This window comes from Pseudoxanthobacter soli DSM 19599, assembly GCF_900148505.1.
GTDB lineage: Bacteria > Pseudomonadota > Alphaproteobacteria > Rhizobiales > Segnochrobactraceae > Pseudoxanthobacter > Pseudoxanthobacter soli.
Genome location: NZ_FRXO01000003.1, coordinates 1 through 22,845, shown reverse-complemented (window position 1 = coordinate 22,845; position 22,845 = coordinate 1). Strand labels below are relative to the sequence as shown.

The following is a 22,845-nucleotide window of genomic DNA, read 5'->3' as shown; positions in this document are numbered from 1 at the left end:
TCTTTGCCCCACGCCCGCGGTTCCGCTTCGCGGCGCCGCGCCCGTTCCCTTGATTCCCCTGTGGAACGAAAGTCCGCGGGCGCGCATCGCGCCCGCGAGGGCAGGGCCGCGACCTTATCCACGCCCGCGTATGCGGCGCAAGGCCGGCGGGCGATGAAACAGTCTTGCCGTTCTGCTAACGTCGCACCCCATGCGGGACATGAATGCCGACATCGCGGGCGCCGGCCGCCCGACCCCGATGATGGAACAGTATATCGAGATCAAGGCGGCCAATCCGGACTGCCTGCTGTTCTACCGGATGGGCGATTTCTACGAGATGTTCTTCGAGGACGCCGAGATGGCGAGCCGCGCGCTCGGCATCGCGCTCACCAAGCGCGGCAAGCACCTCGGCGCCGACATCCCGATGGCCGGCGTGCCGATCCACGCCGCCGACGACTATCTGCAGAAGCTCATCTCCCTCGGCTTCCGCGTCGCGGTCTGCGAACAGCTCGAAGACCCTGCCGAGGCGAAGAAGCGCGGCTCGAAATCCGTCGTCCGGCGCGACGTCGTGCGCCTCGTCACCCCCGGCACGCTGACCGAGGAGACGTTGCTCGATACCCGCCGCTCGAACTTCCTCGCCGCTCTCGCTCGTGTCGGGGCGGGGGAGGGCGCGGCGTTCGCCCTTGCCTGGATCGACATCTCCACCGGCGCGTTCCGCGTCGCCGAAACGGCGTTCGAGGCGCTGTCCGGCGACATCGCCCGCATCGACCCGCGCGAACTCGTCGTGCCCGACCAGCTCTTTTCCGACGACAGCCTGCGCACGCTCCTTCGCGGCCTCGGTCCGGCTGTGACGCCGGTGCCGCGCGCCACCTTCGACGGCGCCACGGCGGCCGACCGCATCGCACGCTATTTCGGCGTCGCCACGCTCGACGGCTTTGGCGGCTTCTCGCGGGCGGAGCTTTCGGCGGCCTCCGGCGCGCTCGCCTATGTCGAGCGCACCCAGATCGGCAGCCGCCCGGCGCTCGACCCGCCCCGGCGGGAGGCGGCGAGCGAGGTGATGGCGATCGACCATTCCACCCGCGCCAACCTCGAACTGGTGCGCACCACATCCGGCGAGCGCCGGGGATCGCTGGTCGCGGCCATCGACCGCACGGTGACCGGTGCCGGCGCGCGGCTTCTCTGCGAGCGGCTGGCGAGCCCGCTCACGGTGCCGGAGGCGATCGACCGCCGGCTCGACGCCGTCGCCTGGTTCGTCGACAATCCCGATGCGCGCCGCGGCACCCGCGAGGTGTTGTCGTCGTCGCCCGATCTCGCCCGCGCGCTGTCGCGGCTCGCGCTCGACCGCGGCGGCCCGCGCGATCTCGGCCAGATCGGCGCCGCGCTCGGCGGCGCGGTGGCGCTCGCCGAAGGGCTCGGCGCGGCGGATCCGACGTCCGGGAATCTGCCGTCCGAGATCGCCGCGGCCGTGGGCGCGCTCGCCGCGCTGCCGCCGGAACTCGGCCTCAGGCTCGCCACCGCGCTTGCCGACGAGCTGCCGCCCCACCGCCGCGACGGCGGCTTCGTGCGGCCCGGCTTCTCGCTCGAACTCGACGAGGCCCGCGCGCTGCGCGACGAGAGCCGGCAGGTCATCGCCCGCCTCCAGGCCGATTATGCCGAGGAGACCGGCGTCCGCACCCTGAAGATCCGCCACAACGCGGTGCTCGGCTGGTTCATCGAGGTCGGTCAGGCCCATGGCGAGAAGCTGATGGCGGCCGATGCCGGCACCCGGCGCTTCATCCACCGCCAGACCATGGCCGGAGCGTTCCGCTTCACCACGACCGAACTCGCAGACCTCGAAACCCGCATCGCCTCGGCGGCCGACCGCGCGCTCCAGATCGAGCTTTCGGTGTTCGCCGATCTCGTCGAGCGGGTGGTGGCAGCGTCGGCGAGCCTCAAGGCGGCGGCCGAGGCGCTCGCCGTGCTCGACGTGTCGGCCGCGCTCGCCGAGATCGCCGAGGCCGAGCGCTTCACCCGCCCGAAGGTGGACCGTTCCCTGGCCTTCTCCATCACCGCCGGCCGCCATCCCGTGGTGGAGCAGGCGCTGCGCGCGGAGGCGGGCGATCCGTTCGTCGCCAACGATTGCGTGCTCGGCCCCGGGCCGGGGGAGAGCCGGGGGCGGCTGACCATCGTCACGGGCCCGAACATGGGCGGCAAGTCGACCTTCCTGCGCCAGAACGCGCTGATCGCGGTGATGGCGCAGATGGGGGCGTTCGTGCCGGCGGAGCACGCGGAGATCGGCGTCGTCGACCGCCTGTTCAGCCGCGTCGGCGCCGCCGACGATCTCGCGCGCGGCCGCTCCACCTTCATGGTCGAGATGGTCGAGACCGCGGCGATCCTCAACCAGGCGACCGAAAGAAGCCTCGTCGTGCTCGACGAGATCGGCCGCGGCACCGCGACCTACGACGGCCTTTCCATCGCCTGGGGCACCATCGAGCACCTGCACGAGATCAACGGCTGCCGCACGCTGTTCGCGACCCACTATCACGAGCTGACCGGGCTCGCCGACAAGCTCGCCCGCGTCCACAACGCCACCGTGAAGGTGAAGGAGTGGAAGGGCGACGTCGTGTTCCTGCACGAGATCGTGCCGGGTGCCGCCGACCGGTCCTACGGCATCCAGGTCGCGAAGCTCGCCGGCCTGCCGGAGGCGGTGATCCGCCGGGCGCGCGGCGTGCTGAGCCGGCTGGAGGCGGCCGACCGCCAGAACCCGCGCGCCGCCCTGGTCGACGACCTGCCGCTGTTCCAGTCGCGGCCGGCGGCACCCTCGGCCGAGCCCGCGCCGCCGGACCCGGCCCTCGGCCTGCTCGACACCATCGACCCCGACGACCTCACGCCGAAGGCCGCGCTCGAGGCGCTCTACCGCCTCAAGGCCGCCCGGGCGGAGGGTGCGAAGCGGGAGTGAGGCCGCCGCACGCGGCCAGTTGACGGACAGGCCCCGCCTCTCGCACCATCGGGCGGCTTCGGCGGCGGCCCTGAGCCGGGCCCGCGATGCCCCGACAATCGAAAAGAACGAGGCGGTGGCCGCGAGACGCGCGATCTGCGCGGGCGGCGCGCCTTCAACAGCACGGTGAACGACATGCGTCTGGTGGTGATGGGAGCGGCGGGCCGCATGGGCCGGGCGTTGGTGTGCGCCATCAAGGCAACCCCGGGGGCCGAACTCGTCGGCGCGCTGGAGCGGCCGGGTTCGGTGGCCCTCGGCGAGGACGTGGGCCTTTTGTCGGGCATCGGCCGCGCGGATGTCGCCATCACCGACGATCCGCTGCCGCTGTTCGCCCGCGCCGACGGCGTGATCGACTTCACCACGCCGCAGAGCACGCTCGCCGCCGCCGAGATCGCGGCCCAGGCGCGCATCGTCCACGTCATCGGCACCACCGGGCTGTCGGCGTCCGACGACGCCGCGATCGCGGCGGCCGCGCGCCATGCCGTCATCGTCAAGTCCGGCAACATGAGCCTCGGCGTCAACCTGCTGGTCGCGCTGGTGCGCAAGGCCGCCCGCGCGCTCGATGCCGACTACGACATCGAGGTGCTGGAGATGCACCACCGCCACAAGGTCGACGCGCCGTCCGGCACGGCGCTGATGCTCGGCCGCGCGGCGGCGGAAGGGCGCGGCGTCGATCTCGAGGCCGCCTCGGTCCGGGTCCGCGACGGCCACACCGGCCCGCGGGAATCCGGGTCCATCGGCTTCGCCACGCTGCGCGGCGGCTCGGTGGTCGGCGACCATCAGGTCATCCTCGCAGGCGAGGGCGAGCGCATCGAGCTCGGCCACCGCGCCGAGAACCGCGACATCTTCGCCCGCGGCGCGCTCAAGGCCGCGCTGTGGGGGCAGGGCCGCAAGCCCGGGCTCTATTCGATGGCCGACGTGCTCGGCCTCGCCGACTGATCCGCGACGGCGCCGGCTAGGTGGAATCAGCCGCGCCCGGCGCCGCTCGCGTCTTCAAGTCGGCCCGTTCTTCGTCTAACCTCTCGTCGACGACCGGCACGGCCGGACCGCGGTTTCTCCCGCCCGGTTCCCGCCGAAGATGCAGCCGGCGACGTTGCGTCAGGCAGCAAGGTTGCCTCAGGAAGGAACGCCCGATCATGGATCATCTGCTCGTCCTCGTCCGTCACGGCCAGAGCGAATGGAACCTCAAGAACCTGTTCACCGGCTGGAAGGATCCCGACCTGACGGAGAAGGGCGTCGCCGAGGCACGCGCCGCCGGCGTGAAGCTCAAGGCGCTGGGCATCCGCTTCGACGTGGCGTTCACCTCGGCGCTGTCGCGCGCCCAGAAGACCTGCGCCCTGATCCTGGAAGAGATCGGCCAGCCCGAACTGCCGGTGATCGAGGACCAGGCCCTCAACGAGCGCGACTACGGCGATCTCACCGGCCTCAACAAGGATGACGCCCGCGAGCGCTGGGGCGAGGAGCAGGTGCACATCTGGCGCCGCTCGTTCGACGTTCCCCCGCCGGGCGGCGAAAGCCTGAAGGGCACGGCCGAGCGCGTGCTGCCCTATTTCCGCGCGCACATCCTGCCCCGCGTCGAGCGCGGCGACCGGGTGCTCGTCGCCGCCCACGGCAACTCGCTGCGCGCCCTCGTGATGGAGCTCGAAGGGCTCAGCGGCGAGGAAATCCTCAAGCGCGAACTCGCCACCGGCGCGCCGATCATCTACCGGCTCGACGCCAGCGGCGCCGTCATCGACAAGAAGGACCTCGCTGCATGACCTCACGATCGCCCCGCCGTCCCTCGAAGGGAAACCGGCCGCCGCATCACCCGGGTGACGACGAGCCGGTCGCGGGTGCGATCGAACCGGTCCGGGCCGACGAGACCCACGACGGCCCGGAAGGCAGCGGCACCGCCCGGGTCGAGGTCTGCAATCCCGAATTCGACGTGGTGCTGCTCAGCGCCGAGGAAGCCCGCGCGAAAGTCTCCGAACTCTGCGCGATCCTGGTCGATTGCGTGAACGGCGGCGCCTCGGTCAACTTCATGCTGCCGTTCGGCGAGGACGAGGCCCGCGCGTTCTGGGACCGCGTGATCGAGGACGTCGCGCGCGGCAACCGCATGCTGATCGTGGCGCGGGAGGACGGGGTCGCGGTCGGCACCGTCCAGCTCGTGGTCGGCATGCCGCCGAACCAGATGCACCGTGCCGAGGTCTCCAAGCTCCTGGTGCGCAGCGATGCCCGCGGCCACGGCGTCGGCGAGGCGCTGATGCGGCGCTGCGACATCGAGGCGGCGCTCCACGGCCGCACGCTCCTCACCCTCGATACCGCCGTCGGCTCTCCGGCCGACCGGCTCTATCGCCGCCTCGGCTGGCAGGAAGTCGGCACCATCCCCGGCTACGCCCTGTTTCCGGAAGGCGAGCCCTGCGACACCGTGTTCTTCTGGAAGCGGATGGACATCGCCCACGACGAGGACGGCCCGCAGCGTTGAGGCCCGCGCGGCCTCTGTGCGGACGGCGCGGAGAACCCGCGTTCATGGGACGCAGATATCCCCGCTTTCACGCGGCGTTCGTCACGCGGTCGCCGAAAATCAGGTCCCAATATCCCCGATTGCGACCGGCTCCGCACGGCCCTCTGAGGCCGTCGGGGCGAAACATCGGGTGACGGGATGACGACGGACAGGCGCGGTTTCCTGCGTGGCGTGGCTCTGGCGGCGGGCGCGGGCCTGCTGGCACGGCCGGGGCTGGCTCTTGCGGCGTCCGACGCCGCCTCATCCAAGCCTGGTTCATCCACGCCAGCATCGTCCAAGCCAGCTTCATCGAAGCCGGCTTCGCCGCATCTCGGCCCCTCGCAGCCTGTTTCCTGTACGATCGTGGCGGATGCCGCCTCCGGCAAGGTGCTGGTGCGGCAGGGCCCATGCGACCATCGCTTCAGCCCGTGCTCCACGTTCAAGCTTCCGCTCGCGGTCATGGGCTACGATTCCGGCATCCTGGAGGATGCCCACCATCCGCTGTGGAAGTATCAGCCCCATTTCAATGCCGGCATCCAGCGCCACCGTCAGGATACCGACCCGACCATCTGGCTGAAGGAATCCGTCGTCTGGTACTCGCAGGAACTCACCCGGAAGCTCGGTGAGGAGCGCTTCAAGTCCTATGTCACCGCGTTCGGCTACGGCAACGAGGACATCTCCGGCAACCCTGGCAAGAAGGACGGCCTGACCCACGCCTGGCTGACCTCGTCGCTGCAGATCTCGCCGGACGAGCAGATCGCCTTCCTCCAGCGGTTCCTCGACCGCAAGCTCGGCGTCTCCAGCCGCGCCTACGCCATGACCGAGGCGATCATGCCCCAGTTCTCCGCCGAAGGCGGCTGGACCGTCATGGGCAAGACCGGCAGCGGCTGGCGGCAGCACGCCTCCGGCGCCCCCGACAAGGACCAGCCGCTCGGCTGGTTCGTCGGCTGGGCGGAAAAGGCGAGCCGGCGGCTCGTGTTCGCGCGCCTTGAATCGAAGCACGGCATGAAGGTCATGCAGGCGGGGTCTTCGACGCGCGAGAGCCTGCTGAAGGACCTGGCCACGCTGGCTGGAAAGTAGAGCGCTTTCCGATCGGATGGATCATCCGATCGGAAAGAAATCGCTGCAGATTCAAGAGCTTGAGCATATCCTTGCCGTGCAGGGGGGGCGATCTGAACGGGATATGCTCTAGCCGCTCGCGGCTCTCGCGGCATCTGTTTTGCCGGCAAACCATGGTCTTGCCGGCCGAACGGGGCCGCCTGACTCCGCGGCGGAATAACCGCGAATCCCGCGGTCCGGCCCGTCCGGGGCCGGACCGGTCACATCTCTGCCGCTGCCGTCGCCGGCACGTGCACCGGCGTCTCGACGCAGGGGCGCGCCGAACCGATCCACAGGTCGAGGAACGCGTCGAGCCACGCGCGCACGGCCGCGTCATAGGCGAAGCGGTCGGAGAAATGGGTCTGAATGCCGCGCGCGCCGGAGGCGAGCGTCATCGCGCTCGCCCGCGATGTCCAGCGATGCACCATCGCCAGCGTCACCTCGGGATGGAACTGGATGCCGTAGGCCGCCGGCCCGACGCGGATCGCCTGGTTCGGGAAGGCGTCGCCTTCGGCCAGCAGTTCCGCGCCCGACGGCACCTCGAAGCCTTCGCGGTGCCAGTGATAGACGTGATCGGGCCACGGCAGCAGCGACTTGCCGCATTCGGTCGGGTTCAGCTTGTAATAGCCGACCTCCACCAGTCCGCCCGGGTGGGCGCCGACATTGGCACCGAGATGCTTCGCCAGCATCTGCGCGCCGAGGCAGATGCCGAGAAACGGCTTCTGCTCGCTCAGCGGCACCTTCAGCCAGTCGATTTCCTGCTTCACGAACGCATCGGTGTCGTTGGCGCTCATCGGCCCGCCGAAGATCACAGCACCGGCGTGGTCGTTCATGTCGGTCGGCAGCGGATCGCCGAAGCGGGGGCGGCGCACATCGAGCTTGAAGCCACGCTCGGCGAGCGCCATGCCTACACGTCCGGGCGTCGAACGCTCCTGGTGCAGCACGATCAGCACGCGATCCGGCCTGTCCGCCCCCGGCTTGTCCCACACCTGCGTGTCCAAAAGCTGCTTGTCCCCGGCCTGCCTGTCAGCAGCGGGCGCGTGGAATTGCGGCTTTGCATCCTGTTCGTTCGAAAAGGCCAACTCGGACCTCCCTGGAGGCGGAAAGCCCGACGGGGCCGCCTTCCGCTCCACCTCGAATACGACGTCCACTCCGTGGCCCGGCAAGGCCGTCCGGCTCGCGGTCCGGGCGCTCGAACCCGATCCACGAGCCCCGAAGCCCTGAACCCCCGAAGCCCTGAACCCCCGAAGCCATCAACCCGAAATCATGCCGATCCGCGAGCGATTCTCAACGATCCGGCATCACGCGTGCAGTGCAGCATAACACCCGTGGCACGGGTTGTAAGCCCCGTTGACGGCATCGTGCCGCAGACGCGCCGTGAAGCGCTTCCGCGATCGCACGGCAATCGCTCCAGAACCCTCTCCGAAGGGAGAGGCTTTCCTATCGATCAGGAATATGCCCGGAAAATGGACGTGCCGATGGATTTCGCGCGCAGGTCTTCGCGGCGCGCCGCGCAGAAGCGGCGCGAAGGAAACCGTTAGCCGGCTTCCGTGGCCGGCTTGTCGGTGGTGTGTCCATGCGCCACCCGTTGGCGCAGCGTGATGCGGTCGCGGGAGGAAATCCCCAGCAGCTCGGCCACGCGCCACACGGTGTTCTCCTCGAACTCCGAGGCGGCGCCGTCCGCGAACACGGCTTCCCACATCATCTCGATCACGCGCCGCCGGCCGTCCTCGTCGAGCGCGCGCTTCAGCACGGAGGTGAAGCCGTAGAGATCGACCGCTTCCTCGTCCATGCGGTCCGCCTGGGCGATCAGCTGCGCGGTGTCCTCGGCGGAAAGGCCGTACTGGCCGGCCAGGGTGCGCTCGATGGCGGCCCGTTCCGCGGGCTTCACCACGCCGTCGACCGAGATCAGGTGAACGAGCAGCGCTGCCACGGCAAGGCGTTCGTCGTTGGCCTCGAACTGGCGCTGCGGCACGTCGCTGGTCAATTCGGTGATGAGATCGCGGATCGCCTTTAACATCGTCTCCTCGGGCCGGCTGCGCTGCCAAAGCGGAACTGTCCCGGCTGAAGCCGGTGGCGTCAACCGGCGAGCGCCGTTCGGGGGCGACGCTGCCGAGGTCGTTGCCGAAATGTGACAGCCATATGGCGGGTGGGGCCGGGCCTGCGGCCTGCCGCTCAGAGCGTCCGTTCGGTGGCGAGAAAGGCCCGCACGGCGTCCGGCGGCACGTCGTTGGCGACATAGGCCTCGCCGATGCCGCGCGCCAGAATGAAGGTCAGCCGGCCGCGCTTCACCTTCTTGTCCTGTCCCATCAGGGCGATCAGCGTCTCGTCATCGGCCACGTCGCCCGGAATGTCCGCGAGCCGCGTCGGCAGTCCGGCGGCCGCGAGGTGGGCGGCGACCCGTTCGGCATCCGCCGGCGCGCAGAGCCCGAGCGAGGCGGAGAAGCGGAATGCCTGCGCCATGCCGATGGCGACGCCCTCGCCGTGGATCAGCCGCTCGCCGTAGCCGGTGGAGGCTTCGAGCGCATGGCCGAAGGTGTGGCCGAGATTGAGCAGCGCCCGGGCGCCGGTGGTCTCGAACTCGTCCGCCACCACCACGCGCGCCTTGGCGCGGCAGCTTGTGGCGACCGCGTGGGTCAGCGCCGGCCCGCGCGCCAGCACCTCGCCGTGGTTCCGCTCCAGCCAGGCGAAGAAGGGCGCATCGTCGATCAGGCCGTATTTCGCCACTTCGGCATAGCCGGCGCGCAGGTGGCGGGGCGAAAGGCTCGCCAGCGCGTCGGTGTCGGCCAGCACCAGGCTCGGCTGGTGGAAGGTGCCGACCAGGTTCTTGCCGCGCGGGGTGTTGATGCCGGTCTTGCCGCCGACGGAGGAATCCACCTGCGCCAGCAGGCTCGTCGGGATCTGCACGAAGCGCATCCCCCGCCGGGTGATGCTGGCGGCGAAGCCGGCGAGGTCGCCGATCACGCCGCCGCCGAGCGCCACCACCAGGTCGCCGCGCTCGCGGCGCTGGGCGATGAGGCCGTCCACCACGGTCTCCAGCACCGCGAAGCTCTTGGTCTTCTCACCGGCCGGAACCACGATGGTCTGCGGTTCGAGCCCGGCGGCCTCGAGCGAGGCATTCAGGGCGCCGGCGAGATGGCCGGCGACGGTGTCGTCCGTCACGATGGACGCCCGCGCCCCGGGGAACCGCGCCGCGATCTCCGCCCCCGCCCGGGCGATCAGCCCCGGCCCGATCAGGATGTCGTAGGCCTTGCCGGCAAGCGGCACCACGACGGTGGTGGTGGCCTCGGCATCGGAACGCGGCGCGGAGAGGGTGGTCATGGTCTTCCTCGGGCGGTTCTCGGAAGCCTGCCGGCGGCAGACCTTCGTGTGTACAGACCTTCGCGTGTGCAGGCCTTCACGTGTCTTTGTGGCGGCGGCGCGGCGTCAGCCCGCGGCCGCCGGCCGTGCGGCGTCGACGCCGAGCCGCGCGCCGACGGCGTCGACGATGGCATTCACCACCACGTCGTGGGGAATATCGAGCGAGCGCACCGTGATGTCGGCCTGCGCGAACACCGGCTCGCGCACGGCGAGCAGCGCGCGCAGCGTGCCTTCGGGGTCGCCATTGGCCAGCAGCGGCCGGTTGGAACGCCGCTTCACCCGGGACAGCAGGGTTTCCACCTCCGCCTTCAGCCACACCGATAGGCCGTTGCGGGCGATGGCGTCGCGCGTCTCCGGCGCCATGAAGGCGCCGCCGCCGGTGGCGATCACGCGCGGGCCTTCGGCCAGCAGGCGGGCGATCACCCGCTTCTCGCCGTCGCGGAACGCCGCCTCGCCGTGGAGGGCGAAGATCTCCGGGATCGTCATCGCCGCCGCGCGCTCGATCTCGTGGTCGGCATCGACGAACGGCAGCCCGAGCACCTGGCCCAGCCGCCGGCCGACCGTGGTCTTGCCGGCGCCGGGCATGCCGACGAGCACCACGGAACGCCCGCCGAGGCGTTCGACGATCTCGGCGGCCCCCTCTCGCGGCAGGGTCTCGTGGGTTGGGGGTGTCATCGTGCGCCTCCGCCGTCTCTCCGCCGCACGGCGCGCGGCGTGGACGATGCTTTGCGATGCTTGAAGAGCCCCGCTGCCGTTCTGTCAAGGGTTCGGGCGGGGAGGCGCCGGCAGCCGTCACGCCGCTGCGCCGGCAAAGCTGCCGCGCGGCGGGAAATCCGGGGGCGGGCAGGCAAGTCAGGCACAGCAAGCGAAGCCGGCGAATAATGCGGTCGATCAATGACGCGCGCCGCCGGGGCAGCGATACGGGGCGATCCGGTCCGCAAGATCGTGGCGGCAGGTGGAACGGCAGACGATGCCGGCCGGCGACGCCCGTTTCCGGCGGGTTTGCCGGCGCGCGAAGCAGACACCGCCGCGGCGGCGATCTTCAATCCGGCTCATCTATGACGGTTGGATGTCGGAATCTCCTGTGAAAATCGGCGCCGTTCGCCGTACATCTTTTAAGTCTATTGAAATCCTTTTAATTGAATCCGTGCCGCGCGTGGTGCGTCGTTTCAGAATACATATAAGACGATTATTTCATTTGCCCGCGTTGTTCGCCGTGCTTACGATTGACTCGGTCTCGGAATGGGAACGGCACCCGGATAGCAGTCTTGGCCATCTCCAGGTGTCCGTTGGGGAGCGTTTGTCTATGCGATTTGTCGATCTGAGCATCCGCACCAAGCTGGTGGTCACGCTTGGTGCTCTCTTCGCGATTCCAACGGTGATCGTCTACGGATCCGGCTTCTGGATCGCCACGTCCGCCGATTCGGCCACGGCCGACCAGCGCATGACCATGATGCTCCTGATCTCCTCGATCACGTTCCTCGTGGTTCTGGTGCTGGTCTTCCTCGTCGCCGGGCAGACGGCGCGGCCGATCAAGCAGATGGCCGCGAAGATGCACGCGCTCGCCGCCGACGACACCTCGATCAAGATCGAGGGCACCGACCGCAAGGACGAGATGGGCGAGATGGCGCGCTCGGTCGACGTGTTCCGCCGCTATATCGTGGAGCGGCGCGAGCAGGAGGCGGCCAAGGAGCGCGACCAGGCGACCCAGTGGGCGCGCCAGCAGGCGGTCGAGCACATGATCTCCTCGTTCCGCGAGGCGGCCACCAACATGATCGCCCAGGCGAGCATGGCCTCGGACGAACTGGCGACGGTGTCGCGGGAACTGTCGGATTCGGCGGCGGAAAGCCGCTCCCGCGCCGATTCCGCGCGTCAGGCGTCGCTGCGCGCGACCTCGAACGTCCAGTCGGTCGCCTCGGCGGCGGAGGAACTCACCGCCTCGATCACCGAGATCGCCGGGCAGGTGGCGCGCACGTCCTCGATGGTCGGCTCCGCGGCGGACGGCGCGCGCATCGCCAACACCAAGGTCACCGGGCTCGCCACCGCCGCCTCGCGGATCGGCGAGGTCGTCGGCCTGATCGAAGCGATCGCCCAGCAGACCAACCTTCTTGCCCTCAACGCCACCATCGAGGCGGCGCGGGCGGGCGATGCCGGCAAGGGTTTCGCCGTGGTCGCCGCCGAGGTCAAGGCGCTCGCCGAGCAGACCTCCAAGGCGACGGACGAGATTTCCAGCCAGATCGCGGCCATTCAGGGCGAAACCCGCGCCGTGGTCGATGCGATCCGGGCGATTTCCGGCACGATGGAGGAGGTCAACGGCTTCGCCACCGCCATGGCCGCCGCCATCGAGCAGCAGAGCGCGGCGACCAACGAGATCGGCACCAACATCGACGGCGCCGCGACGGGCACGGGCGCCGTCGCCTCCGACATCGCCGAGCTCAACGAGGCGGTCGTCAGCACCAGCAGCTCCGCCACCCGCGTGCTCGACGTCTCCCGCACCGTCAACGCCGTCACCGAACGCCTCGAGAACGAGATCGACGACTTCCTCCGCTCCGTCTCGATGGCGTGACCCGCGCGCGGGCGGCAGCGCCGGCCTCCGGCGCCGCCCGAACCCGGAAAAGCGCCCCGCATCCCGCCCCACCGGGCCCTCCGGCGTGGCGAGGGTGCCCCCGCAGGCGGGGATTTCGCCCGTCTGCGGACTGGACTTCGGCCATCCGGTCGTGGCACATAGCTGCGCCGGGAAAACGGCCGTCGCGCCCTCCGCGACGGCACCTCGTTCCCGCGTGCGGGCGTGGCGGAATTGGTAGACGCAGCGGACTCAAAATCCGCCGTCCTTACGGATATGTCGGTTCGAGTCCGACCGCCCGCACCAATTGCCCTGGCAAGCTCCGCCAAGGTCGGGGTCGTGGGGCGCGTCCCATCGCCCGGACCATTTTCACGGCTCAGGGCGGGCTATAAACTCTCATAAGCATGCGATTTCAATCAGTTGAGCGTCTCGCGGCGCCTCATCCGTGCGCGTGGCGCTCCGCTGCATCTCGGAAATCTGGAGGCATCGCCGCCATGGGCCGATTTGAGATGCCTCCACTTGCCGCTGACCGACATCGCCCTTCGCTCGACCATCGGCTGCGTGTCTCGCCTGGCGATCTCGGCCTTGCGCGCGGCAGCCGATCCGACAGCCTCCCTTCGCGCGTGGTGGGACATGATCCCGGCTTGCCGGCCTCTGGCGCGCAAGGGCCATGGCGAGGGCCTCAAGCCCGCTCCGAGTGTGCAGGGTCTCGCGCATGGGCCAACCGACCGGCTTGCGGGTGTGCATGTCGAGTACGCCGGCGAGGTGGAGCCAGCCTTCGCCTGTTGAGAGCGATCGGAAAGGAATAGCGGCTGTCGGTCGGGCGAGGAGACAGGCCATCTGAGGCCGGCCTGCCAGCGACTTTTCAGTCGCAGCGAATCAGGTCGAACTTAAAGCGGGGCAAGAAGCGCGCTTCAAACCGCACGCAAAACAGCGCGCCTTCGACCCGTACGATCACGCGCGGCAGAACGCATTTCCGGGCGCTTCGCCTCCCTGAGCCGCGGGTGATGAAAGCGGTCAAAAATCGCCATCCCTTGCCATGGTCTTTCCTTACCGCGCATACGGACAACATTTCTCGGGCAGCTTATAACGTCTGATTTGGCGGTCCGGTTTGCCACCACGCCGCACCACAGAAACGGCTGGGGAATTGAGGTTTTGGCTAGCCTTTTGAAAGCGCGCGCGGCCCGCCTTCATGCCGGCGTCGCGGCGCTATCCGTGCTTCTGCAAGTCGGGGCCGGCAGCCGTGCGGCAGCCGATTCCATCATCGTCACGGATCAGGCCTCGTTTGCTGCCGCCGTGAACGACGCGATCTCCTCCGGTCAGCCGAACAGCATCACGGCACAGGGCGGCTCCACCCTGCACGCAGAGGCCTGGGTTCTTCCCGGCAATGCCTCCCCCCTCACCATCACCTTCGACACGACGCCGTTCGTCATCGGCTCGTCTACCCCCGGTACGACCATGGCGGTCGGAAGTGGCACGACGCTGACGATCAACACCACCAGCGACAGCAGCGACGGGCGGGTGGAGATCGGCAATGGCGGCACCGGGTCCTTGAATATCACCGGCGGCACGCTGCAGGTGAATCTGGCGGACACGTCCACGGCGCCCGGCAGTGCCATCGGGCAGATCTGGGTGGGGGGAGGCCTCACCGGCAGCGGCGGCACCGGCACGGTCGACATGACCGGGGGCGAGGTGCTTTTTGCCGCCAATGCCGGCAGCCTGAATTATGGCAACCTCGCCATCGGCAGCGGTGCCGGGGTCACCGGCACGTTCACCCAGTCCGGCGGCGAGGTCCGGTTCAACAGCGCCGGCACGCTGGATCTGGGCGTGCTGGGAGGCAGCGGAACCTATAGCCTCTCGGGCAATGCGATCTTCAACGCTTCCTCCGGCGGAATGATCGCCACCATCGGCTCCGGCATTGCCACGGACGGGTCCGGGACGGCTTCGACCGGCACGCTGCATATTTCCGACAACGCCCGGTTCTCCCTCACCACAGGAAGCTTTACCGGCGGCCAGTTGCGCGTGGGCGACGCCGGCGGCACCGGCGTGATCACGCAGGATGGCGCCGGTTCGGTCGTGACCCTCGCGCTGGATTCGGCCATCCAGTTCGGCAGCGACGCCAGCGCCTCCGGCACGGGCGGCTCCGGCACCTACAATCTCTCCGCCGGCACCCTCTCGGTGCAGAACCGCGGCGGGACGGCGCAGCTCGTCTTCGGCACAACCTCCGGCGGCACGGGCATCTTCAATGTGTCCGGCGGGTCGGCCGATGTGGCGTCCGCGCTCGTTCTCGGTCAGGTCGCGGGAGCGACCGGCACCGTCAACCTTACGGGCGGGGCGCTCACCCTGTCGGGAACCGGCTCGCTGACGTTCGGCGCGGGCACCGGCACCTTCAATCTCGACGGCGGCACGTTTTCCGTCGGCGGGACCGACGGCATTCAGGGCACCGGCGCGTTCAATTTCGGCAATGGCACGCTCGTGGTCAGTTCCGCGCTGACGACATCGACCGCCATGACGCTGAAGACGGGCGCGACGGGGACGATCGACACCAGCGGGAACAGCGCGGTCCTCTCCGGCGCGCTGTCGGGCTCGGGGAACCTGACCAAGACCGGTGCCGGAACGCTCACCCTCGCCGGAGCCAGCAGTGCCACGGGTACACTGACCGTCGCCGCCGGCACGTTGGACGTGACCGGCAGTTTCGCCGGCGCTGCCAGTCTGCTGAACGGCGCGACGGTGACAGGGGCGGGCACACTGGGGGGCACCGTGCAGGTGGCGGACGGCGCCACGCTGTCCGGCGCGCAGGGCGCCGGCCTCACAGCGGGCCAGCTCGACCTTTCGTCCGGCACCTCGGTGGATATCGCCCTCGGGAGCGGCGGTCGGGTGTTCACCGTCAACGGCAACCTGACGCTCGACGGGACCCTTACGGTCACGCAGGCGGCGGGCTTCGGCACCGGCATCTACACCTTCATCAACTATACCGGCAGCCTGACCGACAACGGCCTCACCGTGACGCCGCTTAGCGGCGGGTATACGGCGGATCTGCAAACGTCGGTTCCAGGCGTGGTGAGCCTCATCGTGGACGGTTCTGTTCCCACGATGCAGTTCTGGAACGGCAGCACCACCGCGGCGACCGGGACGGTTCAGGGCGGCAGCGGCACCTGGAGCGCAGGCAGCACCACCAACTGGACCAACATTTCGGGCTCGGCCACGCAGTCCTGGAATGGCGGCTTCGCTGTCTTCGAGGGCACGGCCGGCACGGTGGTGGTGGATGCCAGCGCGGGCGCGGTTTCCCCGACCGGCATGCAGTTCCTCACCAGCGGCTATGTGGTGACGGGCGACACCCTCACCCTCACCGGCAGTACCCCGGTGAACGTGCGCGTCGGCTCCGGCGCCGCGAGTGACGAAGGCCTGGTGACGACCATTTCCAGTGTCCTCACCGGCACGGCGGGGCTGGAGAAGAGCGATTACGGCACGCTTATCCTCTCCGGCACCAACACCTATACCGGCGGCACCACGATCTCGGCGGGCACGCTACAGGTCAGCGCCGACGCCAATCTGGGCGATGCCTCCGGTGGCCTCACCATCAATGGCGGCACGCTGGCGACCACCGCGGGCATCGCGTCCGCCCGCACCATCGCCCTCACGGGAGCGGGCACCTTCTCTCCCGCCACCTCCACGAGTCTGAACCTGTCCGGCGTGATCTCCGGACCCGGCGCGCTCACCAAGTCCGGCGCGGGGACACTGATCCTGTCCGGGACCAACACCTATACCGGCGGCACCACGATCTCGGCGGGCACGCTACAGGTCAGCGCCGACGCCAATCTGGGCGCGGTGGCCGGGCTGACCCTCTCTGATGGCACGCTGGCGACAACGGCGACATTCACGTCGACCCGCGGCATCTCCCTCAGCGGCAACGGCACCTTCAGCCCCGGCAGCGGCACGACGCTGACCCTTTCAAACGTCATTTCCGGCTCGGGCGGTCTCATCAAGGCCGGCGCGGGCACGCTGACCCTGTCCGGCACCAACAGCTATAGTGGTGGCACAACGATCTCCGCCGGCACGCTGGTGGTGACGTCCGATGCCAATCTGGGGAATGCGGCCGGGAGCATCACGCTCGCCGGAGGCACGCTCTCCGCCACCAACTTCACCCTCACCCGCGACGTCGTGTTGAGCGGCGGCGGCACCCTCACCCAGGCCAGCGCCGCGCTGACCCTGTCCGGCACAATCTCCGGCTCCGGTGGCCTCACCAAATCCGGCACGGGCCGCCTGATCCTCTCCGGGACCAACACCTATACCGGCGGCACCAGGATCTCGGCCGGCGCCCTGCGGATCTCCGCAGACGCCAATCTGGGCGATCTGACGGGCGGGATCACCTTCGCGGGCGGCTCGCTGGAGACGACGGCCACCTTCAGTTCCGCCCGCTCGATCGCGATGATCAGCAACGGCACCATCGACACGGCCGATGGCACCACGCTGACCCTGACGAACGTTATCAGCGGCTCCAGCCGCAACCTCACCAAGACTGGTACCGGCACGCTCGTCCTCAGCGGCACCAACACTTATACGAACGGCACGACGATTTCCGGCGGTACGGTGCAGATCAGCTCCGATACCAATCTCGGAAGTAGCGGCGGCGCGATCACCTTCAACGGCGGCTCGCTGACGACGACGCAGAACATCAACTCCAACCGCGCCGTGGTCCTCACCGCGACAGGCACGATCAACACGGCCCAGGACACGAACGGCAACGACACGACCTTTACCATCTCCGGGGTGGTTTCCAGCGGCGGCGGGCTGGTCAAGACCGGCACCGGCACCCTGACCCTCACGGGGATCAACACCTATACCGGCGGGACCACCGTTTCCGGCGGCACCCTGAGGATCGCAGCCGACACCGCCCTCGGAAACGCCTCTGGTGACCTCGCCCTCTCCGGCGGCACGCTGGCCACCTTCGGCAGCTTTATTTCCCGGCGCGCCGTGACGCTGACCGGCGCCAGCGGGATCGATACGGCCGCTGGCACCACCCTGACGCTCTCCGGGGTCCTTTCGGGCACGGGCAGCCTTACCAAGACCAGCAGCGGCGCGCTCACCCTGTCGGGCGCCAACACCTATTCCGGCGGCACCACGATTTCCGACGGCACGCTCGCGGTGAATGGCAGCGTCGTCGGCGATGTGACGGTCTCGGCGGGCACGCTCGCCGGCTCGGGCAGCGTGGCAGGCACGGTGCAGGTGGCCTCGGGCGGCACCCTCACCGGCGTGCAGGGAAGCGGCCTCACTATGGGCGGGCTGCAGCTCGCCTCCGGCTCCAATGTCAACGTCACGCTCGGCAACACCTATGCCGGCAACGTGTTCACGGTGAATGGCGCCCTGACGCTCGACGGCACGCTGAACGTGACGCAGAGCACGGGCTTCGGCAACGGCCTCTACACCCTCATCAGCTATACCGGCAGCCTCACCGACAACGGCCTCGACGTGACCGCCCTGACCGGCGGCTACAGCGCGCAGGTGCAGACCTCCGTCGCAGGCCAGGTGAACCTGATCGTCAGCGGCGGCACGTCGTCGACGCTGTTCTGGAACGGCAGCACGACGACCGCCTCGGGCACGATCGAGGGCGGCAGCGGCACCTGGGCGGCGGACAGCACCACAAACTGGACCGACAGTTCGGGCACCACTTCGTCCAGCTGGAACAGCGGCTTCGCAGTCTTCGCGGGGACTGCCGGCACGGTGACGGTGGACACCACCGCCGGTGCCGTCAGCACGGTCGGCATGCAGTTCGCGACCACCGGCTACACCGTCTCCAGCGGCACGCTCACGCTGGGCGGCACCGTGCCCACCCTCATCCGCGTGGGCGACGGCACCGTGTCCGGCGCCAGCACGACCACGACCATCTCCAGCGTCCTCGCCGGCACGGTGGGGCTGGAGAAGAGCGATTACGGCACGCTCATCCTGTCGGGTGCCAACACCTATACCGGCGGTACCACGCTCACGGCGGGCACGCTGCAGGTCGGCGCCGATAACAATCTGGGCGGCACCGGCGGCCTCACCTTCAATGGCGGCACGCTGGCGACCACCGCGACCTTCACGTCCGCGCGCACCGTCGCCCTCACCGGCGCAGGCACCCTCGCGCCCGCCACGGGCACGACCCTCACTTTGTCCGGCGTCGTCTCTGGAGCGGGCACGCTCACGCAGTCCGGCGCGGGCACGCTGATCCTCTCCGGGACCAATACCTATACGGGCGGCACCACCATTTCGGCGGGCACCCTGCAGGTCGCGACGAGCGCCAATCTCGGCAACGCGACGAACGGAATCACCTTCACCGGCGGCGCGCTGGCGACGACGGCAACCATCAACACGTCCCGGACGGTCCTGCTGAACGGCAACGCGACCTTCACCCCGAGCACCAGCACCACGCTGACCCTGTCAGGGGTCGTGTCGGGCACCGGCAGCATCACCAAGACCGGCGCCGGCACGCTCACCCTTTCGGGAAGCAATACCTATTCGGGCGGCACGATCGTATCGGCCGGCACGCTGATGATAGGGACAGATAGCGCGCTCGGCGCGACGACCGGCGGCGTTACGCTCTCCACCAGCACCACTCTGAACGTGCAGAGCGCCACGACGATCGCCCGCACGATCGCCCTGAACGGCAACGCCACCCTTTCCATCAACGCCACGGCCAACATCTCGGGCACCATCTCTGGAACCGGAAGGCTGACCAAGAGTGGCACTTCTACGCTGATCCTGTCCGGCACCAATACCTATTCCGGCGGCACCACCATCTCCGCTGGGACAGTGCAGATTTCGTCCGACGCCAATCTGGGCGACACGGACGGCGGCCTCACCTTCACCAGCGGCACTTTGACCGCGACGGGTACCTTCGATTCCGCGCGCTCCGTCGCCTTCAACGGCAACGGCACCATCAATACAGGGTCCGCCGCGACCCTGACCTTGTCGGGCGTGGTCTCCGGCAGCGGCCGGCTCACCAAGAGCGGGGCCGGCACGCTCGTCCTGTCGGGCACCAACACCTATACCGGCGGCACCACGGTCACGGGGGGAACGCTGCAGGTCGGCGCCGACGCCAATCTCGGCGATGTCGCGGGCACCCTCACCCTCAATAGTGGCACCCTGGCGGGCGCGGCCACCTTCTCGTCCGCCCGGTCCATCACCCTCACCTCCAACGGCACCGTGGCCCCGGCCACCGACACCACGCTGACCCTCTCCGGCGTCCTCTCCGGCAGCGGCGCGCTCACTGTGAGGGGTGCGGGCACCCTCATCCTGTCCGGCACGAACACCTATACCGGCGGGACCAACGTCGCCTCCGGCACGCTGCAGATTGCCGCCGACACCAATCTCGGCGGCACGGCAACCCTCACCTTGTCCGGCGGCACGCTGGCGACCAGCGCGACGTTCAGCTCCGCCCGTGCCGTGACCCTGTCCGGCACCGGCACGCTTGCGCCCGCCAGCGACACAACGCTCAACCTGTCCGGCATCGCCTCCGGCACGGGCGGCCTCACCATGGTGGGCGCGGGCACGCTCGTCCTATCGGGCACCAATACCTACACCGGCGGTACGACGGTCTCCGCGGGCACCCTGCAGGTGGCGGCCGATGACAATCTCGGCGGAGCAGGCACCCTCACTCTCTCCGGTGGCACGCTCGCCACCACCGCCTCTTTCACCTCGTCTCGCGCCCTCACCCTCACCGGCACGGGCACCGTCGCCCCGGCCACCGGCACCACGCTCACTTTGTCCGGCGTCGCCTCCGGCACGGGGAGCCTCGCCATGGCGGGAGCGGGTACGCTCATTCTCTCCGGCGCCAACACCTATAGCGGCGGCACCACGATCTCGGCCGGTACGCTCCAGGTCGGCGCGGGCGGCAGCACCGGGGCGATCACCGGCGATGTGGCCAACGGCGGTGCCCTCGTCTTCAACCGCTCCGATGATGTGACCTTCGACGGCACCATCTCCGGCACGGGCTCGGTGACGCAGGCGGGTGCGGGCACGCTGACACTGACGGGGGCGAATACCTATAGCGGCGGCTCGACGATATCGGCCGGCACGCTTCAGATCGGCAGCGGCGGCACCAGCGGGGCGATCACCGGCGATGTGGCCAACAGCGGCACCCTCGTCTTCAACCGCTCCGATGCGACCACCTTCTCGGGCGTCATCTCCGGCACGGGGTCGCTGACGCAGGCGGGCGCCGGCACGCTCGTACTGTCCGGCACCAATACCTATACCGGCGGTACCACGGTCTCGGCGGGCACGCTGCAGGTGTCGTCGGACGCCAATCTCGGCGATGCCTCCGGCGGCCTGACGCTCTCCGGCGGCACGCTGGCGACCACAGTCAACATCACCTCCGCCCGCGCCGTGACCCTGACCGGCAGCGGAACGCTCACGCCGTCTGCGAACACAGGGCTGACGCTCTCCGGCGTGATTTCCGGTGCCGGCAGCCTCACCATGGCGGGGGCGGGGCGGCTCACCCTCTCGGGTGCCAACACCTATCAGGGGGGCACCACGGTCTCGGGCGGCACGCTTCAGGTTTCGGCCGACGGCAATCTCGGCGATGCCGCGGGCAGCCTCGCTTTGGACAACGGGACGCTCAATACCGGCAACAGCACGTTCACCTCCGCCCGCGATGTCTCGTTGTCGGGCAGCAATACGGTGGCCATCACAGGGGCTGGCGCGCTCACCCTCAGCGGCATCCTCTCGGGGACCGGATCGCTCGCCAAGGGCTCCGGCGGCACGCTCATCCTGTCGGGAACCAACACCTATAGCGGCGGCACCGCCATCAGATCGGGCACGCTTCAGATCTCCTCCGACGCCAATCTGGGCAACGCGGCCGGCGGGCTGACGATGGCCGGCGGGACGCTGGCCACCACGGCCTCCTTCAGCTCGGGCCGCGCCCTCACCTTCACCAATGTCGGCACCTTCCAGGTGGCTGATGGCACCACCCTGACGCTCACCGGCGCCATCACCGGCCTCGGCCCCATCACCAAGACCGGGAGCGGCACGCTCATCCTCGCCGGCACCAATACCGAGAACGACGGCGGCGCCACCATCTCCGCCGGCACGCTGCAGATCGGCAATGGCGGCACCTCCGGCGTGCTGCTGGGCGATGTGAGCAATAACGGGGCGGTCGTGTTCAACCGCTCCGACGACGCCTCCTTCTCGGGCTCCATGGATGGGTCCGGCTCGCTCACCCAGGCGGGCACCGGCACGCTGACGCTGGGCTTCTCAGGCAATTCCTATACGGGCGGCACCTTTGTCACCGCCGGCACGCTGCAGGTGGCCGCAGACGGTGCGCTGGGCGATCTGTCGGGCGGGCTGACGCTCTCCGGCGGCACGCTGGCGACCACGGCGACCTTCAGCTCCACACGCGGCGTGGCGCTGACCGGCGCCGGCACGATCACCCCCTCCACCGGCACCACGCTCACCCTGTCGGGCGTGATCTCCGGTGTCGGCGGCCTCACCAAGACCGGCGCCGGCACGCTCGTCCTGTCCGGCTCCAACACCTATTCCGGCGGCACCACGGTTTCGGCGGGCACGCTGCAGGTGTCTTCGGACGCCAATCTCGGCGATGCCTCGGGTGGCCTGACGCTCTCCGGCGGCACGCTCGCCACCACCGCTACCTTCAGTTCCACGCGCACGGTGGCGCTCGCGAGCGCCAGCACGATCACCCCCTCCACCGGCACCACGCTCACCCTGTCGGGCGTCATCTCCGGCTCCGGCGGCCTCACCAAGACCGGCGCCGGCACGCTCGTCCTGTCGGGCACCAACACCTATACCGGCGGCACCACGGTCTCGGCCGGCACGCTGCAGGTTTCGGCCGATGCCAATCTCGGCGGCACCGGCGGGCTCACCCTCAATGGCGGCACGCTCGCCACCACCGCTACCTTCAGTTCCACGCGCACAGTGGCGCTCGCGAGCGCCGGCACGGTCACCCCCTCCACCGGCACCACGCTCACCCTGTCGGGCGTGATCTCCGGTGTCGGCGGCCTTACCAACACCGGCGCCGGCACGCTCGTGCTCTCCGGAACGAACACCTATACCGGCGGCACGACGGTTTCGGGTGGCACGCTGCAGGTGTCTTCGGACGCCAATCTGGGCGACGCGGCCGGCGGGCTGACGATGGCCGGCGGGACGCTGGCCACCACGGCCTCCTTCAGCTCGGGCCGCGCCCTCAACTTCACCAACGTCGGCACCTTCCAGGTGGCTGATGGCACCACCCTGACGCTCACCGGGGCCATCACCGGCCTCGGCGTCATCCAGAAGACCGGCACCGGCACGCTCGTCCTCACCGGCACCAATACCGAGAACGACGGCGGCGCCACCATCTCCGCCGGCACGCTGCAGATCGGCAATGGCGGCACGTCCGGCGTGCTGCTGGGCGAT

11 protein-coding genes, 1 tRNA gene and 1 pseudogene are annotated in these 22,845 nt (G+C 69.4%); 8 read left to right on the top strand and 5 right to left on the bottom strand.

Annotated features, from left to right (window positions below; genetic code table 11):
- Positions 1–190: 190 nt before the first annotated feature.
- From mutS to blaOXA, 5 genes are all read left to right on the top strand, one after another.
- On the top strand, positions 191–2,917 hold the full coding sequence (gene mutS / locus BUF17_RS07735; protein ID WP_073627344.1) for a DNA mismatch repair protein MutS: 2,727 nt from the start codon (positions 191–193) through the stop codon (positions 2,915–2,917).
- 174 nt (positions 2,918–3,091) lie between these two features.
- Positions 3,092–3,895 carry a 4-hydroxy-tetrahydrodipicolinate reductase gene (gene dapB, locus BUF17_RS07730; protein WP_073627342.1) on the top strand — a complete coding sequence of 268 codons (804 nt, stop codon included), beginning with the start codon at positions 3,092–3,094 and terminating at the stop codon, positions 3,893–3,895.
- A gap of 197 nt (positions 3,896–4,092) precedes the next feature.
- Positions 4,093–4,713, top strand: coding sequence for a 2,3-bisphosphoglycerate-dependent phosphoglycerate mutase (locus BUF17_RS07725; protein WP_073627340.1), 621 nt, complete (start codon positions 4,093–4,095; stop codon positions 4,711–4,713).
- A complete protein-coding gene (locus BUF17_RS07720; protein ID WP_084564261.1) occupies positions 4,710–5,420 on the top strand; it encodes a GNAT family N-acetyltransferase in 711 nt (236 codons plus the stop codon). Before BUF17_RS07725 ends, BUF17_RS07720 begins: the two co-directional genes overlap by 4 nt.
- Before the next feature lie 177 nt (positions 5,421–5,597).
- Complete coding sequence (gene blaOXA / locus BUF17_RS07715) at positions 5,598–6,518, top strand: class D beta-lactamase (protein ID WP_139282460.1); 921 nt, start codon at positions 5,598–5,600, stop codon at positions 6,516–6,518.
- A 239-nt stretch (positions 6,519–6,757) separates the two neighbouring features.
- Here the strand turns inward: blaOXA and BUF17_RS07710 are convergent, their stop codons facing one another.
- From BUF17_RS07710 to BUF17_RS07695, 4 genes are all read right to left on the bottom strand, one after another.
- Positions 6,758–7,537, bottom strand: a complete 780-nt coding sequence (locus BUF17_RS07710) for a glutamine amidotransferase (RefSeq protein WP_210215423.1) — start codon at positions 7,535–7,537, stop codon at positions 6,758–6,760.
- A gap of 536 nt (positions 7,538–8,073) precedes the next feature.
- Positions 8,074–8,556 (bottom strand): tellurite resistance TerB family protein, encoded by a 483-nt coding sequence (locus BUF17_RS07705; RefSeq protein ID WP_073627338.1) that lies wholly within the window; start codon positions 8,554–8,556, stop codon positions 8,074–8,076.
- Positions 8,557–8,711: 155 nt separating this feature from the next.
- A complete protein-coding gene (gene aroB / locus BUF17_RS07700) occupies positions 8,712–9,857 on the bottom strand; it encodes a 3-dehydroquinate synthase (protein WP_073627336.1) in 1,146 nt (381 codons plus the stop codon).
- 105 nt (positions 9,858–9,962) lie between these two features.
- Positions 9,963–10,571, bottom strand: coding sequence for a shikimate kinase (locus BUF17_RS07695; protein ID WP_073627334.1), 609 nt, complete (start codon positions 10,569–10,571; stop codon positions 9,963–9,965).
- 631 nt (positions 10,572–11,202) lie between these two features.
- Between BUF17_RS07695 and BUF17_RS07690 the strand changes: the two genes are divergently transcribed.
- Both BUF17_RS07690 and BUF17_RS07685 read left to right on the top strand, forming a co-directional pair.
- The gene (locus BUF17_RS07690; protein ID WP_073627332.1) at positions 11,203–12,462 is read left to right on the top strand and encodes a methyl-accepting chemotaxis protein; all 1,260 of its coding nucleotides are present in this window, start codon (positions 11,203–11,205) and stop codon (positions 12,460–12,462) included.
- 216 nt (positions 12,463–12,678) lie between these two features.
- Positions 12,679–12,765, top strand: a tRNA-Leu gene (locus tag BUF17_RS07685).
- A gap of 316 nt (positions 12,766–13,081) precedes the next feature.
- Here BUF17_RS07685 and BUF17_RS23200 read toward each other — a convergent pair.
- A pseudogene (locus BUF17_RS23200) lies at positions 13,082–13,251 on the bottom strand (IS3 family transposase); the annotation flags it as partial.
- 423 nt (positions 13,252–13,674) lie between these two features.
- On the opposite strand from BUF17_RS23200, the gene BUF17_RS22510 reads away from it, so the two are divergent.
- On the top strand, positions 13,675–22,845 hold a 9,171-nt coding region (locus BUF17_RS22510), incomplete at its 3' end, for an autotransporter-associated beta strand repeat-containing protein (protein WP_139282458.1).